Below are 23524 nucleotides of genomic sequence, written 5' to 3' on the forward strand. Positions count from 1 at the left end.
CGGGCCACGGCCGTCGGCACCCGCCGGGCGCCGGGGCGGCGGACATCGCTGCCCTGGGCGCGTCGCCACGCCACACCGTGATGCAGGACCGACCCAGGGAGCACACCGATGGAACAGACCGCGTGCCCTTACGCCTTGGACCTCACGGGTCAGGACCACATGGGGGAGGCCGCGCTGCTGCGCGCGCAAGGACCCGCCGTACAGGTGGAGTTGCCCGGCGGGGTGCTCGCCTGGGCCGTCGTCCGGCAGAGCTGCGTGGAGCGGCTGCTGACCGACCCGCGTGTCTCGCGCAGCGCCCGCCTGCACTGGCCGCCGTTCATCGAGGGGAAGATAACCGAGGAGTGGCCCCTCTACCCGTGGGTCGCGAACGAGAACATGCTGTTCGCCTACGGGGAGCACCACACCCGGCTGCGCCGGCTGGTGGCCGGGGCGTTCACCGCGCGGCGCTCCGAGACACTGCGTCCGCGCGTGCAGGAACTGTCGGCCGAACTGCTCGGCAAGCTGGCCGCCCTCCCGCCCGGTACGCTCGTCGACTTGCGTACCTCCTATGCGGAGGTGCTGCCGCTGCGGGTCATCTGCGAGCTGTTCGGTGTCCCGCAGGGGGCCGAGACGGACGCCCTGTCCGCGGCGTTGAGCACGGTGTTCAGTTCCACCGTCACCGGTGCGGAGATGGAGGCGGCGCGGCTGGAGGCCTTCGGGCGGCTCGCCGCCCTGGTGAAGGCCAAGCGGGAGCGGCCGGGCGACGACCTCACCAGCTCGCTGATCGCGGCCCGTGACCACGGCGACCGCCTCACCGAGGACGAACTGCTGGGCTCCCTCTTCATGTTCATCGCCGCCGGCCAGGACACCACCGCCACCCTCATCACCAATGCGGCCGGCGCCCTGCTGACCCACCCCGAGCAGCTCGAACACGTGCGTGCGGGCCGGGCGACCTGGGCGGACGTGGTCGCCGAGACCATGCGGGTGCACACGCCCGGGGCGTACGCGCCGATGCGGTTCGCCGTCGAGGACATCGACCTCGACGGTGTGAGGATCCGCAAGGGAGACTGCATCCTGGTCAACTTCGCGGCGGGAGGCCACGAGACCGACCGGCACGGGCTGGACGCGCACCGCTTCGACCTGCTGCGCGGAACCGACCGCGACATCCTCGGCTTCGGCCACGGACCTCACCGCTGCCTCGGCGCACCGCTCGGCGAGATCGAGGCCGCCTCCGCCCTATCCCGGCTCTTCGGCCTGTTCCCCGACGTGGAACTGGCCTGCCTCCCTGAGGAGTTGGCTCCCCTGCCCACCTTCATGCTGAACGGATACCGCTCGCTGCCCGTGGTGCTGCGGCCGTCGGCGTCCTGAGGCGCGCAGGCGGGGGTGCACGGCTGAAGTCCGCTGCCCGCCGAGGGCGGCGGACTTCCGTGCGTTCACCGGCCCTTCTCACCCTCGACGGTCAAACCAGGCACGCGGTTTGCCAGACGCCCTTCGGGGTTCACCGGCCGGGTGGGGCGGGGAATTTGAGCAGCCCTCGGTGTTTTCTTCCTGTCGGCTCGTCAGGTCTTGCCGCATCGGAGGCCCATAAACATACTGAACACGCGGTTAGAGAGGGCCGAGGGGTGTGGGCTCGGGCGCCGCGCAGGCCCAGGAGGAGAGCGTCATGGTCAAACAGGTACGGGCGGCTCGCACGCGGCAGGCACTCATCCGCGCGGCGGCGGAAGCCTTCGCCCACGACGGATACGCCCGTGCGTCCCTGCCCGCGATCAGCAAGCGGGCCGGGGTGAGCGCCGGCGCTCTGCACTTCCACTTCCCGAGCAAGGACGCCCTCGCCGGTGAGATCGAGAGTGCTGCCGCGCGCACGGTGGAGGAGATGACCGAGCGCTGCCGGTCCACGGACGGCAGCGCGCTCGGTGTGCTCGTGGCCGGGATCCGCCAGCTGGTCGTCGCGTTCGCGGCCGACCCGGTCATGCGGGCCGGATTCACACTGGGCGGCGACCCCGGGCGGGACGGCGGTGCCACGGTGCTGGAATCGTGGCACGGCTGGGTGCGCGACGTCGTCGTCCAGGCCCAGCAGGCCGGGGAGCTGACGGAGGGTCTCTCACCCGACTGCGTGGCCGGGGCCGTCGTGGCCGCGACGGTCGGTTTCGAGGTGCTCGGCAGCAGGGAGAGGGACTGGCTCTCCAAGGAGCGCATGGTGGAGTTCTGGACCTGTCTGCTGCCGCGGCTGGCGACCGTGCCCGGCGGGGACCTCGCCCGGGTGCTCGAGGCCGAGCCGACGGGCGACCGCGGCACCGAGACCACCATGGCCGGTCTGTAGCACGGCAGCGGTCTCACCCACCGGTCGGGGCCAACGGCCGGCCGGTTCCCGCCAGTTGGGGTGTTCTGGATCACGTGGCGTCGTTTGAGTCCCGGGGTGGGGCACCTCCGGTACCGAGGCGTGACGACCAGTGCCCGGATGCGAAGATGAGGCACCATGACCGCAGGGTGGTGTTCTCGCACGGTGCGGGCCGCGGTGTTCGCGGCCGTATGCGTGCTGCTCGCCGCCCTGGGGCACGTCGTGATGTCCGGTCAGCATGTGCCCGGGTGGGTCCTGACCGGGGGCCTGGCCGTGACCGGTGCCGCCGGGTGGTCCCTGGCGGGCCGTGAGCGCGGGCTCCCGCTCATCGTGACGGTCGTGGTCGCCGCGCAGACGGTGCTGCACGAGGCGTTCTCGCTCGCCCAGCCGGCAGCCACGGGCCCGGCCGCCATGGACATGGGGCCGATGCACATGGACTCCGCGGCCAGGGATGCCATGGGTTCCATGGGGGGCATGTCCACGGGCGCCATGGACCACATGCCTCACACGGGGCACTCCCTGGGCGGCGGGTCGACCTCGTTCGCGATGCTCGCCGCCCACCTGCTCGCCGCGCTGCTGTGCGGCCTGTGGCTGGCACACGGCGAGAGGGCCGCGTTCCGCGTCCTGCGAGCCATGGCCGCCCGGCTCGCCGCTCCGCTGCGGCTGTTGCTCGCCCTGCCCGTCACACCCGACCGGCCACGTCCGCGCGTCCGCCGCCGGCACTCGCGGCGGACGCCGCGTCTCCTGCTCCTCGTCCACTCGATCATCTCTCGGGGTCCGCCCGCCGGGATCGCTGTCGTCTGACGACAGCCGGTTCCCCGAGGCCGCCCTGCGCGCCTCGGGCGTCGGTCGAACGCGCGCCCGCCGCACCCCCGCGTGGGCGCCGTACGGCCGGACCCCCTCCACCCGGACCGCCGGCGCCCCACCGTGCCCGCGGCCCGGATCCCGGATGACCCGAGAAGGACACCAGGTGATCACTCCTGCCCTGCCCACCTCGCGTGAGGACCTCGCCAGCAGCGACCAACCGGCGTCGACCGACGAGTCGATCACCGCGTGGGCCCTTGCGGCCCGGGGCGGCGACCCGTGTGCGGTGGAGCGTTTCGTGCGCGCCCTGCACCGCGACGTCCAGCGCTACGTCGCCCATCTGTGCGCCGACCATCAGGCCGTGGACGACCTGGCCCAGGACACGTTTCTGCGTGCGCTCGGCAGCCTGCACCTCTTCGAGGGCCGTTCCTCGGCGCGCGCCTGGCTGCTGTCCATCGCGCGCCGGGCTGTCATCGACAGTTACCGGTACGCCGCCGCCCGGCCCCGGCTGTCCGACGTCCCCGACTGGCAGCTGGCCGTGGAACTGGCCCAGCCGCGCGACCTGCCCGGCTTCGACGAGGGCATCGTCCTGCTGGATCTGCTGGCAGCGCTGCCGGACGAGCGCCGCGAGGCGTTCGTGCTCACCCAGTTGGCCGGCCTGCCCTACGCGGAGGCGGCCGAGGCCAGCGGCTGCCCGGTGGGCACGGTCCGCTCCCGGGTGGCCCGGGCACGCGCCACGCTGATCGATCTGCTGGACGCCGCGGGCAACCCCCACGTCCTCGGTGCACCGGAGGAGGACGAGCCCGCCGCCGCGGTGGCCTGAGTCCGCGCCGACGGTGCCGTGCCCCCCGGAAACGGCCGGCACCCTCGGCGCTCCCGGTTCGGCGTCCGTCTGCTCTACGCACCGAACGCCTGGACCACCCCGCGGCACTCGGGCGCCCCGTACCGCACCGACGGCGCCGGATCCTCATGTCCCGCGCCGGGGCCGCCCGGCTGGGCCGTCCGGTCCACCGCGACGACAGGCCGAGCCGCTTCGGGCGACGCCGACGCCATGTCCCCTAACGTGACGATCATGACCGGCGAGAAAGAGCTGCAGAAACTGCTGAACGGCATGCGTCCGGAGCTGAATCCGGGCCGCTATGTGTTCACCACCGTCGAGGGGAGCGTGCCCTCCGGCGTGGACCCCGTGGTGACGGTCGCCGAACCGGAGGGCCTGACGGTGGTCGCACGGCTGGAGGAGGCGGACGCGGCGGGGATGGCGTACGACTACGTCGCGGCCTGGATCACCTTGCGGGTCCACTCCGCGCTGGAGGCGGTGGGGCTCACCGCCGCGGTCGCGCGGGAACTCGCCGACGCCGGCCTGAGCTGCAACGTCGTCGCCGGTTTCCATCACGACCACCTCTTCGTGCCGTACGTGCACGCCGAGCGGGCGGTGGCCGTCCTGGAGGGGCTGTCGGGCCGCTCCACCTGAGCCGGCGCGCGAGTCGCGCGTACACGGGTCCGGGCGTTTTCCCCGACCTCGGACGCACCCGTCTCCGGAGGGTGTGGACCGGGCGCCGTCGGTCGCGGTGGTGCCCGCAGGCACATCCCGGAAGGGCCCGGTCGTGCGCACCGGGTGATGGCCTCGCTCCCGGCTGTGTAGGCGCGCGACCCGGGGTACCCGACGGACATGGCGAAGCTGCATCTTCCAGGGCACAAGGATCATCACGGTAACGACGAGGCGCAGGCGCCCGCGGTACCGGCGCCGGAGGAGGCCGGGCCCGGCCCCGAGGTCGAGCGGCGGGCCCCGGACGCGCCGACGAAGCTGCCCAGACAGGCCTGGGGCAAGGTACTCAAGGGCTCGCTGCGCGAGTTCAAGGACGACGAGCTGACCGACCGGGCCGCCGCGCTGACCTACTACGCCGTGCTGTCCCTCTTCCCGGCACTGCTGGTGCTGGTGTCCCTGCTCGGCATCACCGGGAAGTCCGCCACGGACAAGGTGCTGAACAATCTCAAGCACCTCACCCCCGGACCGGCCCGCGACATCATGACCCGGGCCGTCGAGCAGCTGCAGGGCAGCTCCGGCACCGGATCCGTCCTCGCCGTCGTCGGGGTGGCGCTCGCGATCTGGTCGGCCTCCGGCTACGTAGCCGCGTTCATCCGCGCCGCCAACGCGGTCTATGACGTCCCCGAGGGCCGGCCGGTCTGGAAGATCCTCCCGGTACGCCTCGGCGTGACGGTCGTGCTGATGGTCCTCGCCGTGATCAGCGCGCTGATCGTGGTGTTCACCGGTGGCCTGGCCCACCAGGCCGGTCAGGCGATCGGGATCGGCGACACCGCGCTGACGGCGTGGTCGATCGCCAAATGGCCGGTCCTGGTCCTGCTCGTCACGGTGATGGTCGGGATCCTGTACTGGGCCAGCCCGAACGCCAAGGTGAAGGGATTCCGCTGGATCACCCCGGGCAGTTTCCTGGCCCTGCTCATCTGGATGATCGCGTCCGCCGGATTCGCGCTGTACGTCGCCGGGTTCGCCTCCTACAACAAGACCTACGGCACCATGGCCGGCGTCATCGTCTTCCTCGTCTGGCTGTGGATCAGCAACCTGGCGATCCTGCTGGGCCTGGAGTTCGACGCGGAGACCGTGCGCCAGCGGGCGATCGCCGGCGGGTACCCGCCCGAGGCGGAGCCGTACGTCGAACCGCGCGACACGCGCACCTGGGACGAGGAGGACGTGCGCCGGCTCGGCGATGCGTGAGCGGTCCGGTGGTCGCGTCGCGGACCGTGGTCACCCGAGGGGCATCCCGAGTGCATCACCGGCCCCGGCCGCGGCGGCCAGGCTCGGCTGAAGCCGCCGGGCCGCGTTGAGGTGGTCGACGGTCCAGATGATGCGTACGGCCGTGTCGGAGGCCCGTCCGTCGTCGTCGCGCAGGTCGTGGCGGACCGAGTCGACCAGGCTCGCCTCGGCCGCGGGATTGCGCGGCAGCGGATCCCGGACCGCGGAGTGACCGGTCAGGCTCACGGCGAGATCCCGGTACCAGCCGGACACCCGGCCCGCTGCGCCCAGCAGCACCAGGCGCGCCTCGGCCCGGTCCGTGCCCGCGTGCAGCTCGCCCGCGCGCTGCCACAGCCCGAGCACCGCGTCCGCGGCGAGCCGCAGCCCGACGATGCCGGTGACCAGGGTGGTGATGTCCGCCAAGGAGACCGGTTTCGCGCCGCGTTCGGCCAGGAAGCTGCGGAAGGCGTCGTCGAGCCTGCGCGCGGCGGCCGCCGCCTCGCGTCCCTCCTCCAGGGGAGCGTCCGCCGCCGAGGGCCTTGCACCGCAGCGGCCCACGGCGTACTCGACGGCGCCCGCCAGATAGCGGGCGCTGCCGGTGTAGGCCTCGGCGAGTGCCCGGTCCATGGCGGCAGCGGCGCCACGCGGCCAGAAGAACAGGCCCACGAGCACACTGACGGCACAGCCGATCCCGATGTCCTGGATCCGCAGCAGCACGATGTGCCAGTTGGGGTTGTGGCCGATGTTGAACAGGATCGCCAGCGTGACGGTGAAGGCCGCCTGACCGGCGGCGAAGGACACGGCGGCCGGTGCGATGCCGGCGATCAGCACCGCCACCGGCAGCAGGAACCACAGCGCGGTGCCATGGTGGCCGATGAGCTGCAGCAGCCCGGCGCCGATGACGGAACCGACGATGGTCCCGCCGAGCGCACGGATCGCGTTCTGCCCGGTACTGAGGGCGTTCGAACGCAGCACCGACAGGATTCCGAGCAGCACCCAGAACGAGTGCTGAACGCCGGTCAGCTCCACCAGGGTGACCGCGATGCCCAGACCGACCGCGCCGCGCAAACTGTTGTGCAGCCACACCGAGTTGGGCCGCAGGTGGGCGAAGGCCCGCTCGCGCGCCGCGGCCAGCGGCTGGGCCGGGCCGCCCGGTTCCAGGCCGAGCAGCCGCTCGGGCCAGTTGCGCCGTTCCGCCGCTGCCGCCAGATCCACGTTGTCCGCGATCCGGAGGGCCGCGAAACCCAGTTCCTGGGCGCGGAAGGACAGATCCAGGGTCGCGATGAAGGCGCGGACCTCCGGCTCCGTGCTCGGACCGGGCAGGCGCATCGGAAGCAGGGCGGTGGCGCTGCGCTCCATGCGGCTCATGGCCGTACGCAACCGCGTCGTCGCCGCGCGCAGCGCGTCGGGAGAGCCGCGCGGTGCGTCCAGCAGGTCGGCGGTCCGCTCCAGCACGGAGGCTGCAGCCAGCCGCACCGCGCGGGCCTCGGGGTCGCAGAGCGGATGACCGTCCGACGGGGGAGCGCTGTCGGCCACGATCGCGCTGAGCCAGGTCAGCTCGTCGACCAGGCGTACCAGCGCACGCGAGCTGGTGGACAGCCCCGTGGGCCGGTAGGGGGTCCCCTCGAAGGCGCTGCGCAGGCCGGCCGTGGCGACGGCGGTCGCGTCGGCGGCCTCCTTGCATGTCCGCACGCTCGGCGCGCCGGTGTCCTCCGCCAGGTGCGACGCGTCGGTGCGCAGCTGTGCCGCGGCCGCCCGGCAGACCCGGGCGGCGGGCGCGCTCAGCGGATCCGCGGTGGGGCGCGGCCACAGCAGCGAGACGGCGAGCAGGGCGCCGGCCGAGGCGAGTCCCGCGCCGGCCAGCCGCTCGGGCAGCTGCGACAGCGGCGCCGGCGTGGTCACCGGCAGCACGAAGGCGAGGAGCAGCGCGGTCGACGCCCCGGCGAGCACGGAGCTGACGACCCCCGCGAACAGCACGAGGAAGCCGACCACGACCGTGGCGGTGACCGCGATCCAGTTCTCGTGGGACGCGAGGGTGCCGAGGCAGATGAGCACCAGCCAGGCCACGGCGAGGCCCACATGGGCGCGCAGCCGCTGCACCATCGGCCCGGTGAACTCGACCAGCAGCAGCATGGCGAAGGAGCCGAACGCCGCGTAGGTCGCCATCGGCGGCGAGTGGAACACCTGATTGGACAGCGCGAACAGCGTCGGCATCACCACGGCGGTGCGGGCCGCCCTGCGGGTGGCGGCGAGCTCGGGGTCGTGCGCCCGCAGCCATGCCGGAGCCTTTCCCAGCAGGTTGGAGCCAGGTGCTGCCTGCATCCGCCGCGACCTTCCGTCCGGGAGTGCCCGCGCGTCCACCGATTACCGAGTATCCGTTCCCGTGTCCGGGCAGTCGACATCGCACGGACGTGACGGCGTCGCGCATCCCCGGGCCAGGGCGTCGCGCATCCCCGGACCAGGCGAAGGGAACTCACCCATGCGCATCGATGTCACAGGACGCACCGCCCTGGTCACCGGCTCGACGCAGGGCATCGGTGCCGCCATCGCGATCGTCCTCACCCGGGTCGGCGCACGCAAGTCGCTCAAGCAGGCATCGGCCCCCCGCACCGGGGCGCGGCTCATCGACGGCGGGTACGTCGACTCGACCCTGCCTGATCGGTGGAGGGCCACCAGGTGACCGGCAGGGTCCTCGGCCCGCGGATGAGGCCCTCGCGCTGGAACTCGATCTCGTCGGCGGGTACCGCGAGCCGGACACCGGGGAGCCGGTCGAGCACGGCCTTGATCATGACCTCGGCCTCCATGCGGGCCATCAGGGCCGCCAGGCAGAAGTGGGGGCCGTGGCCGAAGGCGAGATGCGCGGCACCCTCCCGGCGGAAGTCCAGTACGTCGGGTTCGGGGAAGACCTCGGGATCGCGGTTCGCGGCGACATAGGCGTTGTACACGACCTCGCCCTTGCGGATGAGATGGCCGCCGATCTCCACGTCCTCCGTGGCGATGCGGGGGATCCCGACACCGTTGCGGTGGGGAACGAAGCGGTACAGCTCCTCGACGGCTCTGGGCAGCAGCGCGGGATCACGGTGCAGCTGCTCGAGTTGCTCCGGGTGGGTCAGCAGCGCGTACATCATGGAGCCGCTGTTGTTGCGCACCGCGTGACCGCCGCTGACGTAGATGGCCATGGCCAGGGAGATTGCCTCGTCCTCGGTGATCTCGCCCGCGGCGGCGGCCTGGGCCAGCACCCCCGCGAGATCGTCCCGGGGCTCGGCGCGGCGGCGTCGCAGGAGCTCGACGACACGGCCGCGGGTCGCCCGGCGCGCCGCCTGATGGCGTTCGCCCCCGTCGGCGGCCTTGGACAGCAGCGCCTCGGAGTTCCCGGCCCACTGGTGCCAGTCGTCCTCGTCCGCGCCGAGGAAGAAGCAGACGACGGCGATCGGGAAGGGGGTGTGCAGATGCTCCATGAGGTCGCCCGGAGGGCCGGCCTTCTCCATCGCGTCGAGCATCCGCTGCGCCGTGCGCTCCGCCATGGGGCGCAGCCTCTCCATGCTCCTGGCGGTGAACGCCCGGGCCACGACCCTGCGCAGCCGGGTGTGCCGGGGCGGGTCGATGTACTGCAGACCGGCTGTCTGCGACGCCACGGCCTGCGGCGCCATGCTGGTCACCTCGCGCCCCACGACCTGCTCGCGGGAGAAGCGCGGGTCGGAGGTGACGAAGCGGACGTCCTCGTAGCGGGTGACCAGCCACGCGTGCCCGGAGCCGTACGGCAGCGCGATCCGGGTGATCGGCTCGTCGCGGAGCACGTCGTCCAGGAAGGGATCGGGTTCCAGTGCGGGCAGGTCGTCGACGGGCCAGGACCTCACCTGCGGGTCGGGCGGTGTGGACGGGGGGCCGAGGGTCATGGCGCATCACTCCTGAATGTCCCGTTTCCCGAGTGCGGAGCCCGGGATGAGCGGCCGTGCGTCAGCAGGTCCCGTGTTCCACACCGGTGAACCCGGGCGGAGATCCGTTCGCGAGCGGGTGTGTCCGCCGTACGAGCACGCGTTCCAGCCGTGGCGCCGGGTGGTCCCCGCCCGGTCGGGTCCTCGGCTCGTGCTCTCGCCCGTCGTCGTTTCCGCTGCCTCGTCCGGACGGCCGGAGCGGCCTGCCACCGTCGGCCACGCTCTGTCCCTTCTCTGTCCTTCTCCGTAGCGTGCCGCAGGCGCCGAGGGCCCGCACGCCGGAGCCCCTCCCGCCTCAGGTGGTGCCCGACCGGGGCAAGCATGTGCATGGGCTCTACTGCGGATGCCGCTGGTGTATGTGTTTCCCCCATGGCCGAGCCGGCCGGGGGAGCCAACGATGTGCGTCATGCGCCCCAGTCGACGAACCACTCTTCTGTCCGCCGCCCTGCTGGCAGCGGCCGCTGTCACCCCCGCGACCGCGGCCCGCTCCGACGACGGTCCCCCCGGTCGGCGCCGGCTCACCGTGCCCGGTGCCGACCGGCAGCAGATCTCCCGCCACGACGACCTGACGACGAGCGCCCTCGTCGGCACGCCCTACACCGACGCCGCCGACTGGGCCGGACTCACGGCCCAGGGCACCCGCAACCCCTCCGGCGTGCCCGGCGTGCAGATCGACGGCTGCTTCCCCGGCTCCTCGCGCCTCAACACCACGCACGGCTGGAACCTCGACGCCCAGTTCGTCATCCGGCTGCCCGAGCACTGGAACGGCAAGCTGGTCGTCACCGGCGCCCCGGGTGTCCGCAAGCAGTACTCGATGGACACCCTCGTCTCCGACTGGGTGCTGGCCCAGGGGTACGCGTTCGCCGCCACCGACAAGGGCAACTGCGGCCCGGACTTCTACACCGACGGCGACCGTCCCGGCGACGCCCTCACCGAATGGCACCGGCGCACCACCCAGCTGACCAGGGCGGCCAAGGCGGTGGTGGCACAGCACTACGGACACGCCCCGCGCCGCACCTACATGACCGGGATCTCCAACAGCGGCTACCTCACCCGCTGGCAGCTGGAGAACCACCCCGAGCTCTACGACGGCGGTGTCGACTGGGAGGGCCCGCTGTGGCGGCCCGACGGCCCCAACCTGCTCACCTTCCTGCCCACCGCCGTCGCCCGCCAACTGGGCCGGGCCGACGACGCGGACATGTACGCGGCCGGCTTCGCACGCGGCTCGGAGTTCCTGTGGCCCTACCACGAGAAGGTGTACTGGGGCCTGACTCAGAAGATCTACCGCGCCGAGCTCGACCCCGGCTACGACCCCGGCTGTCCCGGCGCCTCGGCCGGTGCGACCCCCGAGGAGATCCTCGCCCCCTGCCCCTCCGACGCCGCGTACGACTACGCCGCACGGCCCCGCCCGGTCCACGACGCGGTCGCCCGGATCGCGCTCACCGGCCGCATCGGGAAACCGATGATCACGCTGCACGGCACCCTCGACGCACTGGTGCCCATCGCCGTCCAGTCCGACGTCTACGCACGGATGGTCGCCGAGCAGGGCCGGTCCGCCCTGCACCGCTACTACCGGATCGAGGGCGGCACCCATGTCGACAGCCTCTACGACACCTACCCGGACCGGCTGCGGCCGATCCTGCCCTGCTACCGCGCCGCCTTCACGGCGCTGACGGCCTGGGTGGAGCGCCACGAGGAGCCCCCGGCCGGCGGGACCGTCCCCCGGCCGCGCTCCGGCGATCTGGTCAACACCGGTTCGCTCACATGAGGTCGGCAGTCGCCTGCGCCAGGATCTCCTGGGCGATCGCGAGCGCCTCGGTGCGGTCCTCGGGGACGAGGCCGATCCGGGTGCGCCGGTCCAGGAGGTCCGCCGCGTCGAGGGCGCCCTCGTGCAGGGCGGCCCACACGAGTTCGGCCCGGGTGACCGGATGTCCCGGCAGGACCGGTTCGGCCAGGGCCGGGTCCCGCTCCGCGAGGGCGTGGACGGCCGGGGCCTCGGTGCCGTAGCGGCGCACCAGACGGCGGGGCGCCGGCAGGGCGCGCAGCCGGGCGGGTGCGGCGGCACCCACCAGCGGCAGGGCGGTGGTGGGGGAGGGGCGGGTGGGCAGGCCACGAGCGTCGGTGGCGGCGTCCACGGCGTCCTGCGCCATCCGCCGGTAGGTGGTGAGCTTGCCACCGACGATCGTGGTGACGCCGTCGGACGAGGTCAGGACCGCGTGCCGGCGCGAGATGTCGGAGGTGCGGGCCGGCGCGCCACCCGGGCCGTCGTGCCCGGTGGTGTCCAGCAGGGGGCGCAGCCCGGCGAAGGCGCCGACGACCTCGTCGCGGCGTACCGGCGTGTCCAGGACGGACCCGAGCACGTCCAGCAGGAAGCCGATGTCCGTCTCGGGAACCTCAGGGACGTCGGGGATCGCCCCGTCGACCGGCTCGTCGGTGAGGCCGACGTAGACCCGGCCGTCCCCCTGGGGCAGGACCAGGACGAAGCGGTTGGTCTCGCCGGGGATGGGGATGTGCAGGCCGGCCGGCAGGAGGCCGAGCCGCTCCGAGCGCAGGACCAGATGGGTGCCGCGGGAGGGCCGGATCCGTATGCCGTCGACGAGGTCGCCCGCCCATACCCCGGTGGCGTTGATCACGGCGCGGGCGCGGATCTCGCCCTCCTCGCCGGTGAGTTCGTCACGGACGCGGGCGCCGGCCCCGGTCAGCTCCAGTACCCGGATCCGGGTCAGCACCCGCGCACCGTGCGCGGCGGCGGTCCTCGCCAGGGCGGTCACCAGCCGGGCGTCGTCGGTGACCCGGCCGTCCCAGGACAGCAGCCCGCCGCGCAGCCCGTCCGCGCGCACCGAGGGCGCCAGGTGCCGGGTCTCGGTCCCCGACAGACGGCGCGGGGCGGGCAGGACCTGCCGCGGGGTGCGCGCGGCCAGCCGCAGCATGTCGCCGGCCCGGAACCCGGCCCAGGCCAGCGAGGCCTGAGCCCGTGACACCAGTGGCGTCAACGGCAGCACGAACGGCTGGGCGACCACCAGGTGCGGGGCGGTGCGGGTCATCAGCACCCCACGTTCGACCGCGCTCTCGTGGGCGACGTCGAACTGCGCGGAAGCCAGATAGCGCAGCCCGCCGTGGATGAGCTTGGAGCTCCAGCGGGAGGTGCCGAAGGCCAGGTCGTGGGCGTCGACCGCGACGACGTCCAGTCCGCGGGCGGCCGCGTCCAGAGCGGCCCCGGCCCCCGTGGCGCCGAGCCCGACGACCAGGACGTCGGCCATCCTGCCGTCCACCGCCTCGGCCAGTTCCCGGGTACGGCGACCCGGGCCGAGGGACGAGCCGGGTACTGCCTCGGTGTGGCTCATGGCGTCAGGGTCCTCTCCAGAAGGGTGCGCAGCTCGCCGAGGAAGGCCGAGGAGTCCAGTTCAGGGTCGTCCTCGTCGGTCATCGTGCGCAGGGACAGGGTGAAGGACTGCACGATCAGCAGCAGCGCGCGGGCCTGCCGCTCGGTGTGGGCGGTACGCACCGAGCCGTCCGCGTGGCCCTCGCGCAGCGCGTCGGTCAGCAGCGCCAGCAGCGCCTGCTGGCTCGCCCCGCGCCGGTCGAGCACGTAGGGCAGCAGCAGTTCGGGATCGACGTCGACGATCTTGCGGAAGAGGGGGTGTGCGCGGAACGCCTCCACCCCCGCCACCAGGCCCTCCACGATCCGGGTGCGCGTGTCCGTCCCGGAGGCGGGCTCCGGTATGGCGCGGGTGGCCACGTCGATCCACTCGCGGGTCATCAGGTCGCCCACAAGGGTGCGCAGGTCGGGCCAGCGCCGGTACAGGGTCATCCGGGAGACGCCGGCGCGGCGGGCCACGTCGGCGAGGGTGGTGCGGCGGACCCCGACGGCCAGCACACAGTCGCGCACCGCGTCGAGTACGTGATCGCTGTCCGAGCCGTTGTGACGAATAGGCGTCATGTGTCACAGTGTAACGCCCCGGGGGCCGGGCGGAGACGACGCCGCGCGAACCGAGCACACCGACCTGTGAGGACGACCCTTCGATGGACATGCTGTGGAACGGCTGGGGCGACCCGGCCAAGGCGGCACCGCTGCCCGACACGGTGACCGGACTGCTGCGCGACCTGCTCGGCGTCAAACCCCGCACCACGCCGGCGCTCGCCCTGGAGGACATCCGCCTGCCCGAGCCCACGGCCGACCCCGCCGCCCTGAAGGCGCTCGCCCAGGCCGTCGGCGGCGACGAACACGTCCGTACGGACGCGGAGAGCCGCATCCGGCACACCCGCGGCAAGTCCACGCCCGACCTGCTGCGCCTGCGCGCCGGAGACGTCTCGGACGTCCCGCAGGCCGTGGTCCTGCCCGCCTCCCACGACGAGGTCATCGCCGTACTGAAGGCCTGCGCCGCGCACGCTCTGGCCGCCGTGCCCTTCGGCGGCGGCACCTCCGTCGTGGGCGGACTCGCCCCCGAACGGAGCGCCTTCGTCGCCCTGGACCTGCGCCGCATGAACGGCCTGCTCGACCTCGACCCGGTCTCCCGCACCGCCGTCCTCCAGCCTGGCCTGCGCGCCCCCGACGCCGAAGCCCTGCTCGCCCGACAGGGCTTCACCCTCGGCCACTTCCCGCAGTCCTACGAGTGGGCCACCATCGGCGGCTTCGCCGCCGCCCGATCCAGCGGACAGGCCTCGGCCGGATACGGCCGCTTCGACGAGATGGTCCTCGGCCTCACCCTCGCCACCCCCGAGGGAACCATCGAGACGGGCCGCGCTCCCCGTTCCGCCGCCGGACCCGACCTGCGTCAACTGATCCTCGGCTCCGAGGGCGCCTTCGGTGTCATCACCTCCGTCACCGTACGCATCCGCCCGCTGCCGGAGGTACGCGTCTACGAAGGCTGGCGGTTCGCCTCGTTCGAGGAGGGAGCCGCGGCCCTGCGCCGGCTCGCCCAGGACGGACCACGGCCGACCGTGCTGCGCCTGTCCGACGAGACCGAGACGCTCATCGGCCTCGCCCAGCCCGAGGCCATCGGCGCAGGGTTGGCGCAGAGCGACGCCGGCTGCCTTGCGATCACCGGCTACGAGGGCACGGCCGAGGACACCGCGCAGCGTCGTGAGCGGGCGGCGGCCGTACTGAGCGCCTGCGGTGGCACCCTGGCCGGAGCCGAACCCGGCGAGCGCTGGGCCCACGGCCGCTACTCCGCGCCCTACCTGCGCGACGCCCTGCTCGATGTGGGAGCCTTCGCCGAAACACTGGAGACCGCCGCCTTCTGGTCCCGCATCCCCGACCTGTACACCGCGGTCCGCGCCGCCCTCACCGACACCCTCACCCGGACCGGCACCCCGCCCCTGGTGATGTGCCACATCTCCCACGTGTACGAGAACGGTGCCTCGCTCTACTTCACCGTCGTCAGCGCCCAGGGCGACGACCCCGTCGCACACTGGACACCGGCCAAGCACGCCGCCAACGACGCCGTACTCGCCGCCGGCGGAACCATCACCCACCACCACGGGGTGGGCACCGACCACCGCGACTGGTACGTCAGGGAGGCCGGACCGCTCGGCGTGGAAACCCTGCGAGCCGTCAAGCGGCGGCTGGACCCCGACGGCCTCCTCAACCCCGGCGTCCTGCTGCCCACCGACTGACCCACCCCACCCGGCCGTTCCGCCCCTACCGTCACCGCCCGGAGGCACACCGATGCGACAGTTCACCGCCGTCGTCAACCCGACCGCGGGCGACTCGACCGGGGCGGCGACACTGCTCCACGTGGCCCGCCTGCTCCGCGAGGCCGGGGCCGAGCTGGAGACGGAGTACAGCAACAGCCTCGCGCACGCCCAGGACATCGCCCGGCAGGCCGGGGAACGCGGCCGGGTGGTGCTGGCGGTCGGCGGCGACGGCATGGCCGGCGGCATCGGCGGAGCGCTCAGCGGCACCGGGACCGTCCTCGGCCTGGTACCCGCCGGACGCGGCAACGACTTCGCCAGGGCGCTGGACCTGCCCGGCGAGCCCGCCGCACTCGCAGACATCCTGCTGCACGCCGAGCCCCGGCAGGTCGACACCATCGAGGTCGAGTCGGCCGTCCACCGCGGCACCGTGGTCCTGGGCAGCGTCTACGCGGGGGTCGACGCGCTGGCCAACCGGCACGCCAACCATGCCCGGCTGCTGCGCGGAGCCGCCTCCTACTACGCGGGCGGCCTGCGCGCCGTGACCACCTGGCGGCCGGCGGACTACCGGGTCACCGTCGACGGTGAGGAACACGCACACCGCGGCTACACCGTCGTGGTCGCCAACTCCCCCTACTACGGCTCCGGCCGGCTCATCGCCCCCGGCGCACGGGTCGACGACGGACTGCTCGACGTGGTCATGATCCGGGAGGCGCCGCGCCGGCTCTTCTTCGCCCTGATGAACGAGCTGAAGACGGGCGCCCACGTCCACCGGCCCCAAGTGCGGGTCCTGCGCGGGAAGGAACTCCGCATCGAGGCGTCCCGACCGGTCCCCTACGGAGCCGACGGCGAGGTGGAGGCCACGTTGCCGGTGACGGTCCGGGTACGGCCCGCCGACCTGCCCGTGCTGTGCCGGCCGGCCGCTGACGGCCCGGACGAGCCGCACGGCGGAGGCGGCCACTGAGGCTCCCGAACGCTTCGCCGAGATGCGGAGGGTTCCCTCAGGTCCGCGTCTCCGCCTCCCACCGGTCGGGTCCCACGCCGCGCCAGTCGATGAGCGGCGAGTCGGCCACTTCCTCCGGCTCGATCTCCAGCCCGGCCCGGCGCAGGAACTCGACCAGGTCGCGCACGCTGTGCGCCAAACCGAGGATCTCACCGTCCACCCGCACCCGCCGGCCACCGGTCGGGCAGGGCAGGTGCACGATCACGGGGCGCTTGCCGGTCATGGCTCCAGGGTCTGCCGGATCGGCCGCGGGCGCATCCGAGCACGGCGCGTTACCTCCTGACGCCCCTGGGACGATCTGTCGCGCGGTTGGGCGGCTGCCGGCCAGGGCACTCGGCGATGACGGATGACGCAAGCGAGGACCCAGCACCCGGGAGGCGCCCGTGGCGGTTCGGCATCGACTGATCAAAGCCGGCCCGGCCGCGCCGAAGGCATCACCGGGGGCTGGGGCCCTGCGGACGGGAACGCGTGGCCGACCGTGTCGAAAGTCAGGTCGAGCACTTCGCGCCCGGTTTCCGGTCCCGCATCCGCGGTCGGCGCATCCTGGCGCCCCCACCCTGCAAGCGCTCGACGGCAACCTCTCGACGGCGCCATCCACGGTGGCACGACCGCCGTCCACCAGCAGCTCGTCTTGCGCCGAAACCCGGAACCGGGCGCCCGGACCCCCGTGCGTGCGCGGTCTTTTCCTGGCCTCCGCCGGCGCCCACCCCGGCGGCGGTGTGCACGGCGCACCAGGTGCGAACGCCGCGCGGGCCGCGCTGCGCGGTCGGCGGGTCCCGGGCCTGGCGCGCGCTCAGCGCGTCCTCACCCGTCGCGACCGGACCGGTCGCAAGCGCTGACCAGCCCGCCGGCCGACGACTGCATCCGGACACCCGCAGGATCGAGAAGAGACCAGCGAACGCGACGACCGGAGACCGAGAAGACCGGAGACCGACAAAACCGGAGACCGAGGAGAGAGAACCGGGAGCACGAGACCGAAGACAGCGACACGAGGCCGAAGACAGCGAAGAGCCCGGAGCAAGGGCACCCGCCGTGCCGGGTCCGGGCACCCGGCGAGCACGACAGGGAGCGGCATGAGCGAGTACCAGGACGGCCCCGACCGCCGGCACCGACGCCCCGAGGGCGTCGACGACAAGACCGTCGAGGCCCTCGGAGCACTGTCCAAAGCGCTGGAGACGACCGAACGGGCACGTGGCCGCCTCTACGACTTCCACCAGTTGACCGGTGGCGCCGACCTCCAACTCGACCGAGCGGTGCGCCTCCTGAGGGAGGCCGGCCATCCGGAATGGGCCGACAAGGTCGAGACGGAGATCCTGGGCCGCAACGTCATCCCCGGGCACTGGACCTTCCAGATCGTCGAGGCCTACGACCGCACCTACTACCAGCCGTTCCAACAGCTCGAGAAGAGTGCGGTGAGCGAACTGGCGCAGGGACGCGACCACTTGTACGAGGCCGAGATGAAGGAGGCCCGCCGCACCCGCGGGCACCCCGACCACACGGCAAGCCCCTGATCCGGGCCCCGGAAAGAAACGGTTCCCAAGGAATCCATCACCACCGGCAGGAGGGAGGGACCCGGTGCGCAGCAGCCCTCTGAAGGGCCGGACGGTCGTGGTGACCGGTGCCGCACGCGGAGTGGGCGCCGCACTCGCGTACGAGATCGCCCGGCGCGGTGGCAGGCCGGCGCTCCTGGGACACGAGCCGGACCTGCTGGAGGAGGTCGCCGCCCGCGTGCCGGGACCGGCACTGGCGGTCGGGGTCGACGTCACCGATGCCTCGGCCCTGCGGACCGCCGCGTGCGAGGTACGCCGACGTCTGGGGCCTCCGTCCGCCGTCATCGCGAACGCCGGTATCGCCGAGGGCGGTCCGTTCGCCTCCTCGGATCCCGCGGACTGGCGCCGCGTGATCGACGTGAACCTCACCGGCAGCGCCCAGACGGCCCGGGCCTTCCTGCCGGATCTGGTCGTCACGGCCGGCTACTACCTGCAGATCGCCTCCCTGGCGGCCCTCGGTTCCGCGCCCCTGATGAGCGCCTACTGCGCCTCGAAAGCAGGGGTGGAAGCCTTCGCGCACGCACTGCGGGCCGAAGTGGCCCACCAGCGCGTCGGCGTGGGCATCGCCTATCTCAACTGGACGGATACCGACATGGTGCGCGACGCCGACCGGCACGCCGTCCTGCGGGAACTCCGCGCGCACATGCCCTCGCCCGGCCGCCGGGTCCACCCCGTCGGCGTGGTCGCCGCCCAGGTCGTCCGCGGCTTGGAACGCCGTCGCACGGCCGTGTACGCGCCGCCCTGGCTGCGGCTGGTCCAGCCGGTCCGCGCGGCCCTGCCCGCTGTGGTCCTGCGGGTGTCCCGTCGCGAGCTGCCCCGCCTTCAGGCCGAGGAGCCCTTCCTCCCCACGGGACTGCTGGGCGCGGGGGGCGAGGCAGACCGTGCGGCGACCGGGCGCCACCGGTGAGCTCGGAGCACCCCCGATGCCGAAAGACCTCCGGAAGGAAAACCGATGATCATGGCCAGGAAGGAGCCGGGTGGTTCCGGCCAGCGGTTGTCCAAGCGCGACAAGGTGGCCTGGAAGAGGCACGGAACCCGCACGGAGGGGCAGGTCGAGCGGAAGATCACCCAACGCACGAAGGCCGCCGGACGCACGGTGGACGCCGCGCCCGACGACTCGCAGTACGAGGTCCGCAGCGCGAAGTCCGGCAGGTCGGCGGTCCACAAACCGTCGGCCCTGCGCAGGAAGTGAACGGACAGCACACACACCGATCTCCAGGAAGGCCGCCATGCAGACGTTCCTGCCGGATCCCGACTTCCGGCGCTCCGCCCTGCTCCTGGACCGCCGACGCCTCGGCAAACAGCGCGTCGAGGCGCTCCAGGTCCTGCGCGGTCTGACCGTGCCGGGATACGGGTGGCGGCGGCATCCCGCCGTGCGCATGTGGACCGGGTACGAGGAGGCGCTCGTCCGCTACGGCCTGGAGATCTGCCGGGTCTGGCGGGAGCAGGGGCACCAGGACAGCTGTGCCGCCTCGCTCGTCGCCGGATTCGCCGGCGCCCACCCGGGCGCTCCCGTACGCGGCCAGCCCGCCCTCGCGGCCGCCGGAGAACTTCCGCCCTGGCTCGGTGACGAGGCCTTCCACCGAAGCCACCGGTCCGCGCTCGTCCGCAAGGACCGCGACGCCTACGCCGACGCGTTCCCCGGAACACCGGACGACCTGCCGTACGTGTGGCCGCAGTCCGACCGGGAACGTGAGGACGCGCCCGCCCGCCGCTGAAGCGCGGGTGGGGCGACGGACGGGAGGAACCGTGCTGCCGGACGTACGCGCCCACCTGGGCGCCCTGCTCCTCCGTCGGGTGGCGGGCCCCGACGCGCGGGCCGTGCGCGCGCGGATCCATGACACACCCGGCGCGCGATGGTTCGGGCCCGACCGTGCCATCCGTGTCGTCCACGGCGACGCCTCCATGTTCGTCGGCGGGGTGAGCGCCCTCCTGCTGCAATCCCTGCATCCCCTCGCCATGGCGGCCGTGGCCGCGCACTCCGGTTACCGAGGGGACCCCTGGGGACGGCTGCAGCGCACCAGCACGTTCCTGGCGGTGACGACCTACGGCACGGCGGCCGACGCCCAGGCGGCCGTGGATCGGGTCCGGGGCATGCACGAGAAGGTGCGCGGGACCACGCCGGACGGAGAGCCGTATCACGCCGCTGATCCCCACCTGCTCGGCTGGGTGCACGCGGCCGAGACGGCGTGCTTCCTGGGCGCCCACGAGCGTTACGGTGCCCACCCGCTGGACCCTGCCGGCTATGACGGCTACGTCGCCGACACCGCGCGGGTCGCCGAGGCTCTGGGGGTCACCGATCCGCCCCGCGATCGCCGTGCTCTGTCCGAGCGGCTGGCCGAGTACCGGCCCGAACTCAGGGCTACCCCCGAGGCTCGGGCCGCAACACGCTTCCTGCTCTTCGAACCCCCGTTGCCGCTGCCGGTCCGTCCCCTGTACGGAGCCCTGGCTGCCAACGCCGTGACGCTTCTGCCGTCCTGGGCCCGGAGCCTGTTGCGGCTGCCCCATGTCCCGCTCGTGGAAAACCTCACGGTGCGCCCAGCGGGTCACCTGCTCATCGGGACCATCCGCTGGGCGCTGGCTCCACCGCCGCGCAGTGACTGACCGGGCCGCCGACTTCTTGGCCGGGGTCCCGGTCAGGCGTACCGAGGGCGCACCACCGCTCGCGGGAACTCAGCCGGCCGGGTTGTCGGCGCGCAGCCGCACCTGCTCCTCCAGACGCCGCAGGCTGTGGTCGAGGGCGTCGCAGACCTTCTGCTCACCCGGGTCGTGGCTCTCGTCGAAGAAGGACAGGTGCACGGTCACCTCGCTGGCGCCGCTGCCGATTCCCGCCACCTGGAGCCAGCCCGCGTAACTGCCCTGCTCGCGGGTGCCCCACTCGATCCGCATCTGGTCGTTCTCGGCGCGCAGCAGGGCGGCGGTGTCCTGGTCAGTGTCGTCCTCGTGGACGGTGACGGCCGGCGGATCCTCGGCCTGGACATGCAGCTCGTCCGGCAGCCAGGCGTCGAGCTGGTGGATGTTCGCTGCCTGATCGAAGACATGTTCGGGCTGTGCGGGCATCGTGCGGGAACGTTCGTACTCGGCCATCGCGGCACCGCCCCTCCGGTCGGAATGCGTACCCGGACCGCGTGCCCCTTTTGCCACGATCGAAAAGCCCCGGCGCCCGTCGTTCAGCGATCATGTGAAAGCTCCAGGAGTTCGGCGCAGGTGCCGCCCGCGTGCAGCAGGTCGTCGTAGGAGCCGCCGACGAGCGCGAGGATCGTGCCCCTGCGCAGCGTGAGGGAGACGCCGGCCACGCCCGGCTTGCCCTTGCCGGGTACGACCGGCGACAGGGCGGCCGGGGTGGTCCGGACGGCGACGACCGCAGTGGCGGCGATCGCGAGTGCGATACGACCGTCACCGCGAGCCAGGCCACAGCCTTTGCCGCGCCTGCCCTTCTCCATGTCCTTGATGTCCTTGCCTTTCCCCTTGCTTTTGCCGGGCCCTCGTGGGATCCCCGCTCGGTGCCGCCGCCCGGCGGTGGGGCGGCACCGGAGGTTGCTTCCCGAGGTCGGCTCGGTTCCATGACATCGCTCACCTGTGAATTGCCACAGGATCTGGACTGTTCGGGCCATGGGTTTGTTAGATTGCGCAACTACGCAACCCGGGTGGAGCCCGCGCTCGTCGGGCCGCCCGTATACCGCTGCGCACGCCCGGCCGCACACCCAATGGCCGGGCCTGTCGAGCCCGACCGTTCATGGGAGTGGGAGATGAGCGACCCGTGGGACGGCCGGGGCGGCCAGGCCACGCGCAGCCGCGGGGCCCGGGTGCCCGGACAGCGTGTGGCCGAGCCCGACGTAGCGCGCCCCGCGGGCAGCCGGGCCGCGGCAAGGGCCGCCTCCCGCTCGGGCGGTGGCACGCGGTCGAGGCGCCGGGCCCGCCCGGTGGGCCGCGGCAGGCGAGTGCTGAAGATCGTCGCTATCAGCCTGTCCCTGATCGTCGTGGTCACCGCGGGGGTCGGCTGGTGGTTCTACCAGCACCTCAACGGCAACATCCAAAGCGTCTCGCTCGACGGCAAGGGCGGCACGGAGAAGGCCGACGCCTTCGGCCGGACCCCGATCAACATCCTGGTGATGGGATCGGACGGCCGCACCAGCAAGGCGGACTGCAAGCTGGGCGGCGGCTGCTCCAGGACCGGCGTGCAGACCGGCAGCAACGCGGACGTGCAGATGGTGGTGCACATATCCGCCGACCGTTCGAACGCCACCGTGATGAGCCTCCCCCGCGACACCATGACCCGGGTTCCGGCCTGCAAGGACCGGGCGAGCGGCCAGTCCACGCCCGGCTACTACGGCCAGATCAACAGCGCCCTGCAGTACGGCCCCGCCTGCCAGGTGGCCACCGTCCACCAGCTCACCGGCATCCCCATCGACCACTTCGTCAAGCTCGACTTCTCCGGCGTGGTCAAGATGTCCGACGCGGTCGGCGGCGTCTCCGTGTGCGTCAGCGACGACGTCTACGACACCTATTCGCACCTGAAGCTGTCCAGGGGCACCCACACCCTCAAGGGCGTGGCGGCCCTGGAGTTCGTGCGCTCCCGGCACGGTTTCGGCGACGGCAGTGACCTCGGCCGTACCATCTCCCAGCACATCTTCCTCAGCGCGATGATCCGCAAGTTCAAGAGCGCGGGCACGCTCACCGATCCCACCGCCGTCTACGGTCTCGCGGACGCCGCCACCAGGGCGCTGACCGTCGACGACGGCCTGGGCAGCGTGAAGAAGCTGATCGGGCTCGCGGACGATCTGAACAAGGTGCCCACGAAGCGGATGACGTTCACGACGATGCAGACGGCGCCCGATCCGAACAACAGCGACCGTGTGGTGGTGGGCGCCGGCGCCAGGACGCTCTTCTCCACCATCGTCCAGGACCAGTCGCTGACGACCGGCTCGGGCAAGAAGTCGGCGGCGGCCTCCGCGACCGCGAAGGCCACGGCCACCGCGGCGGCCGTGCCCGCCTCGCAGATCGCCGTCACGGTCGAGAACGGCACCGCCGTCAGCGGCCGCGCCTACGCCGTCGCCACCGCGCTCACCGACAAGGGCTTCAGTTCCGCTACGACCACGGCCAACGCCCCGAGCCCCGCGACCACCACCACACTCACCTACGGCACCGGGCAGAAGGCCGAGGCCAAGACCGTGGTCAAGGCGCTCGGCCTGTCCGCCGCGCATCTGAAGCAGGGCACCGGCAGCGGCCTCACCCTGGTGATCGGCAGCGACTGGCCGAGCGGCACCAGCTACCCGGGCGGCACGTCCTCGCCCACGCCCACCGACACCGCGGCCGCCGTCTCCAACGCCCACGCCCAGACCGCCGACGAGGCCAAGACCTGCGCCAAGGTCAGCCCCTACAAGACGGTCTCTCTCCACGGGGTCGCCATGACACCGGCCCAGGCGTACACGGCGGCGCGCGGCAAGCCCGACTCCGACAACTGAACGGAGACCGGCCGGGGCGGCAACGCGCGCCCGGGGACTCGCGTAGGCCCCGCACACGAACGGG

The 23524-nt window shown here is 72.8% G+C and carries 21 protein-coding genes and 3 pseudogenes; 17 read left to right on the top strand and 7 right to left on the bottom strand.

From position 1 onward, the window contains the following. Nucleotides 1-108: 108 nt before the first annotated feature. The 6 genes from ACFZDC_RS24230 (at nucleotide 109) to ACFZDC_RS24255 (ending at nucleotide 5855) form a co-directional block, all read left to right on the top strand. Entirely contained in the window at nucleotides 109-1347 is a 1239-nt protein-coding gene (locus ACFZDC_RS24230) for a cytochrome P450 (protein ID WP_391326988.1), read from the top strand. Between the two features lie 295 nt (nucleotides 1348-1642). Next, entirely contained in the window at nucleotides 1643-2299 is a 657-nt protein-coding gene (locus ACFZDC_RS24235) for a ScbR family autoregulator-binding transcription factor (RefSeq protein ID WP_391326990.1), read from the top strand. A gap of 156 nt (nucleotides 2300-2455) precedes the next feature. Then, complete coding sequence (locus ACFZDC_RS24240; RefSeq protein WP_391326992.1) at nucleotides 2456-3121, top strand: hypothetical protein; 666 nt, start codon at nucleotides 2456-2458, stop codon at nucleotides 3119-3121. Nucleotides 3122-3287: 166 nt separating this feature from the next. Then, on the top strand, nucleotides 3288-3944 hold the full coding sequence (locus ACFZDC_RS24245; protein WP_391326994.1) for a sigma-70 family RNA polymerase sigma factor: 657 nt from the start codon (nucleotides 3288-3290) through the stop codon (nucleotides 3942-3944). 249 nt (nucleotides 3945-4193) lie between these two features. Continuing rightward, entirely contained in the window at nucleotides 4194-4592 is a 399-nt protein-coding gene (locus ACFZDC_RS24250) for an ACT domain-containing protein (RefSeq protein WP_391326995.1), read from the top strand. Between the two features lie 198 nt (nucleotides 4593-4790). Continuing rightward, complete coding sequence (locus ACFZDC_RS24255) at nucleotides 4791-5855, top strand: YhjD/YihY/BrkB family envelope integrity protein (RefSeq protein WP_391326997.1); 1065 nt, start codon at nucleotides 4791-4793, stop codon at nucleotides 5853-5855. A gap of 30 nt (nucleotides 5856-5885) precedes the next feature. Here ACFZDC_RS24255 and ACFZDC_RS24260 read toward each other — a convergent pair whose 3' ends face one another. After that, nucleotides 5886-8195 (bottom strand): FUSC family protein, encoded by a 2310-nt coding sequence (locus tag ACFZDC_RS24260; RefSeq protein ID WP_391326999.1) that lies wholly within the window; start codon nucleotides 8193-8195, stop codon nucleotides 5886-5888. A 157-nt stretch (nucleotides 8196-8352) separates the two neighbouring features. Here ACFZDC_RS24260 and ACFZDC_RS24265 point away from each other — a divergent pair. After that, nucleotides 8353-8481 (top strand): annotated as a pseudogene (locus ACFZDC_RS24265) (oxidoreductase); the annotation flags it as partial. A 13-nt stretch (nucleotides 8482-8494) separates the two neighbouring features. On the opposite strand, the gene ACFZDC_RS24270 reads toward ACFZDC_RS24265, so the two are convergent. Next, entirely contained in the window at nucleotides 8495-9769 is a 1275-nt protein-coding gene (locus ACFZDC_RS24270; protein ID WP_391327001.1) for a cytochrome P450, read from the bottom strand. Between the two features lie 445 nt (nucleotides 9770-10214). Between ACFZDC_RS24270 and ACFZDC_RS24275 the strand changes: the two genes are divergently transcribed. After that, the gene (locus ACFZDC_RS24275; protein ID WP_391327003.1) at nucleotides 10215-11576 is read left to right on the top strand and encodes a tannase/feruloyl esterase family alpha/beta hydrolase; all 1362 of its coding nucleotides are present in this window, start codon (nucleotides 10215-10217) and stop codon (nucleotides 11574-11576) included. Here the strand turns inward: ACFZDC_RS24275 and ACFZDC_RS24280 are convergent. Beyond that, nucleotides 11569-13152: an FAD-dependent oxidoreductase gene (locus ACFZDC_RS24280; protein ID WP_391327004.1), complete on the bottom strand. Its 1584-nt coding sequence runs from the start codon at nucleotides 13150-13152 to the stop codon at nucleotides 11569-11571. The genes ACFZDC_RS24275 and ACFZDC_RS24280 overlap by 8 nt on opposite strands. Continuing rightward, nucleotides 13149-13748, bottom strand: coding sequence for a TetR family transcriptional regulator (locus tag ACFZDC_RS24285; protein ID WP_391327005.1), 600 nt, complete (start codon nucleotides 13746-13748; stop codon nucleotides 13149-13151). The genes ACFZDC_RS24280 and ACFZDC_RS24285 overlap by 4 nt, the downstream gene beginning before the upstream one ends. Before the next feature lie 83 nt (nucleotides 13749-13831). On the opposite strand from ACFZDC_RS24285, the gene ACFZDC_RS24290 reads away from it, so the two are divergent. Beyond that, entirely contained in the window at nucleotides 13832-15424 is a 1593-nt protein-coding gene (locus tag ACFZDC_RS24290) for an FAD-linked oxidase C-terminal domain-containing protein (protein WP_391327007.1), read from the top strand. A gap of 52 nt (nucleotides 15425-15476) precedes the next feature. Then, nucleotides 15477-16406 carry a YegS/Rv2252/BmrU family lipid kinase gene (locus ACFZDC_RS24295; RefSeq protein ID WP_391327009.1) on the top strand — a complete coding sequence of 310 codons (930 nt, stop codon included), beginning with the start codon at nucleotides 15477-15479 and terminating at the stop codon, nucleotides 16404-16406. A gap of 37 nt (nucleotides 16407-16443) precedes the next feature. On the opposite strand, the gene ACFZDC_RS24300 is transcribed toward ACFZDC_RS24295, so the two are convergent. After that, nucleotides 16444-16668, bottom strand: coding sequence for a hypothetical protein (locus ACFZDC_RS24300; protein ID WP_391327011.1), 225 nt, complete (start codon nucleotides 16666-16668; stop codon nucleotides 16444-16446). A gap of 204 nt (nucleotides 16669-16872) precedes the next feature. On the opposite strand from ACFZDC_RS24300, the pseudogene ACFZDC_RS24305 reads away from it, so the two are divergent. The 6 genes and pseudogenes from ACFZDC_RS24305 to ACFZDC_RS24330 form a co-directional block, all read left to right on the top strand. Further along, nucleotides 16873-17284 (top strand): annotated as a pseudogene (locus ACFZDC_RS24305) (NAD(P)/FAD-dependent oxidoreductase); the annotation flags it as partial. Nucleotides 17285-17518: 234 nt separating this feature from the next. Continuing rightward, entirely contained in the window at nucleotides 17519-17956 is a 438-nt protein-coding gene (locus ACFZDC_RS24310) for a hypothetical protein (RefSeq protein WP_391327013.1), read from the top strand. A gap of 64 nt (nucleotides 17957-18020) precedes the next feature. After that, nucleotides 18021-18902: a short-chain dehydrogenase/reductase gene (locus tag ACFZDC_RS24315; protein WP_391327015.1), complete on the top strand. Its 882-nt coding sequence runs from the start codon at nucleotides 18021-18023 to the stop codon at nucleotides 18900-18902. A 51-nt stretch (nucleotides 18903-18953) separates the two neighbouring features. Further along, nucleotides 18954-19187, top strand: a complete 234-nt coding sequence (locus tag ACFZDC_RS24320; protein ID WP_391327016.1) for an HVA1 family protein — start codon at nucleotides 18954-18956, stop codon at nucleotides 19185-19187. Nucleotides 19188-19224: 37 nt separating this feature from the next. Then, nucleotides 19225-19713: an MSMEG_6728 family protein gene (locus tag ACFZDC_RS24325; RefSeq protein WP_391327018.1), complete on the top strand. Its 489-nt coding sequence runs from the start codon at nucleotides 19225-19227 to the stop codon at nucleotides 19711-19713. Between the two features lie 31 nt (nucleotides 19714-19744). Beyond that, complete coding sequence (locus ACFZDC_RS24330) at nucleotides 19745-20599, top strand: oxygenase MpaB family protein (protein ID WP_391327020.1); 855 nt, start codon at nucleotides 19745-19747, stop codon at nucleotides 20597-20599. 69 nt (nucleotides 20600-20668) lie between these two features. Here the strand turns inward: ACFZDC_RS24330 and ACFZDC_RS24335 are convergent, their stop codons facing one another. Then, nucleotides 20669-21082, bottom strand: a complete 414-nt coding sequence (locus tag ACFZDC_RS24335; protein WP_391327022.1) for an SRPBCC family protein — start codon at nucleotides 21080-21082, stop codon at nucleotides 20669-20671. A 149-nt stretch (nucleotides 21083-21231) separates the two neighbouring features. Then, nucleotides 21232-21413: pseudogene (locus tag ACFZDC_RS24340) on the bottom strand (ABC transporter ATP-binding protein); the annotation flags it as partial. Between the two features lie 331 nt (nucleotides 21414-21744). On the opposite strand from ACFZDC_RS24340, the gene ACFZDC_RS24345 reads away from it, so the two are divergent. Further along, nucleotides 21745-23460: an LCP family protein gene (locus ACFZDC_RS24345; RefSeq protein ID WP_391327024.1), complete on the top strand. Its 1716-nt coding sequence runs from the start codon at nucleotides 21745-21747 to the stop codon at nucleotides 23458-23460. Nucleotides 23461-23524: the final 64 nt, after the last annotated feature.

The sequence above is a fragment of the Streptomyces sp. NPDC007905 genome (assembly GCF_042959345.1).
Lineage (GTDB): Bacteria > Actinomycetota > Actinomycetes > Streptomycetales > Streptomycetaceae > Streptomyces.

Bases quoted from the DNA above. Each gene is read 5' to 3' on its own strand.
- ACFZDC_RS24230 (WP_391326988.1), top strand. From the start codon at position 109: ATGGAACAGACCGCGTGCCCTTACGCCTTGGACCTCACGGGTCAGGAC.
- ACFZDC_RS24235 (WP_391326990.1), top strand. From the start codon at position 1,643: ATGGTCAAACAGGTACGGGCGGCTCGCACGCGGCAGGCACTCATCCGC.
- ACFZDC_RS24240 (WP_391326992.1), top strand. From the start codon at position 2,456: ATGACCGCAGGGTGGTGTTCTCGCACGGTGCGGGCCGCGGTGTTCGCG.
- ACFZDC_RS24250 (WP_391326995.1), top strand. From the start codon at position 4,194: ATGACCGGCGAGAAAGAGCTGCAGAAACTGCTGAACGGCATGCGTCCG.
- ACFZDC_RS24255 (WP_391326997.1), top strand. From the start codon at position 4,791: ATGGCGAAGCTGCATCTTCCAGGGCACAAGGATCATCACGGTAACGAC.
- ACFZDC_RS24260 (WP_391326999.1), bottom strand. From the start codon at position 8,195: ATGCAGGCAGCACCTGGCTCCAACCTGCTGGGAAAGGCTCCGGCATGG.
- ACFZDC_RS24270 (WP_391327001.1), bottom strand. From the start codon at position 9,769: ATGACCCTCGGCCCCCCGTCCACACCGCCCGACCCGCAGGTGAGGTCC.
- ACFZDC_RS24275 (WP_391327003.1), top strand. From the start codon at position 10,215: ATGCGCCCCAGTCGACGAACCACTCTTCTGTCCGCCGCCCTGCTGGCA.
- ACFZDC_RS24280 (WP_391327004.1), bottom strand. From the start codon at position 13,152: ATGAGCCACACCGAGGCAGTACCCGGCTCGTCCCTCGGCCCGGGTCGC.
- ACFZDC_RS24285 (WP_391327005.1), bottom strand. From the start codon at position 13,748: ATGACGCCTATTCGTCACAACGGCTCGGACAGCGATCACGTACTCGAC.
- ACFZDC_RS24290 (WP_391327007.1), top strand. From the start codon at position 13,832: ATGGACATGCTGTGGAACGGCTGGGGCGACCCGGCCAAGGCGGCACCG.
- ACFZDC_RS24295 (WP_391327009.1), top strand. From the start codon at position 15,477: ATGCGACAGTTCACCGCCGTCGTCAACCCGACCGCGGGCGACTCGACC.
- ACFZDC_RS24300 (WP_391327011.1), bottom strand. From the start codon at position 16,668: ATGACCGGCAAGCGCCCCGTGATCGTGCACCTGCCCTGCCCGACCGGT.
- ACFZDC_RS24310 (WP_391327013.1), top strand. From the start codon at position 17,519: ATGAGCGAGTACCAGGACGGCCCCGACCGCCGGCACCGACGCCCCGAG.
- ACFZDC_RS24320 (WP_391327016.1), top strand. From the start codon at position 18,954: ATGGCCAGGAAGGAGCCGGGTGGTTCCGGCCAGCGGTTGTCCAAGCGC.
- ACFZDC_RS24325 (WP_391327018.1), top strand. From the start codon at position 19,225: ATGCAGACGTTCCTGCCGGATCCCGACTTCCGGCGCTCCGCCCTGCTC.
- ACFZDC_RS24335 (WP_391327022.1), bottom strand. From the start codon at position 21,082: ATGGCCGAGTACGAACGTTCCCGCACGATGCCCGCACAGCCCGAACAT.
- ACFZDC_RS24345 (WP_391327024.1), top strand. From the start codon at position 21,745: ATGAGCGACCCGTGGGACGGCCGGGGCGGCCAGGCCACGCGCAGCCGC.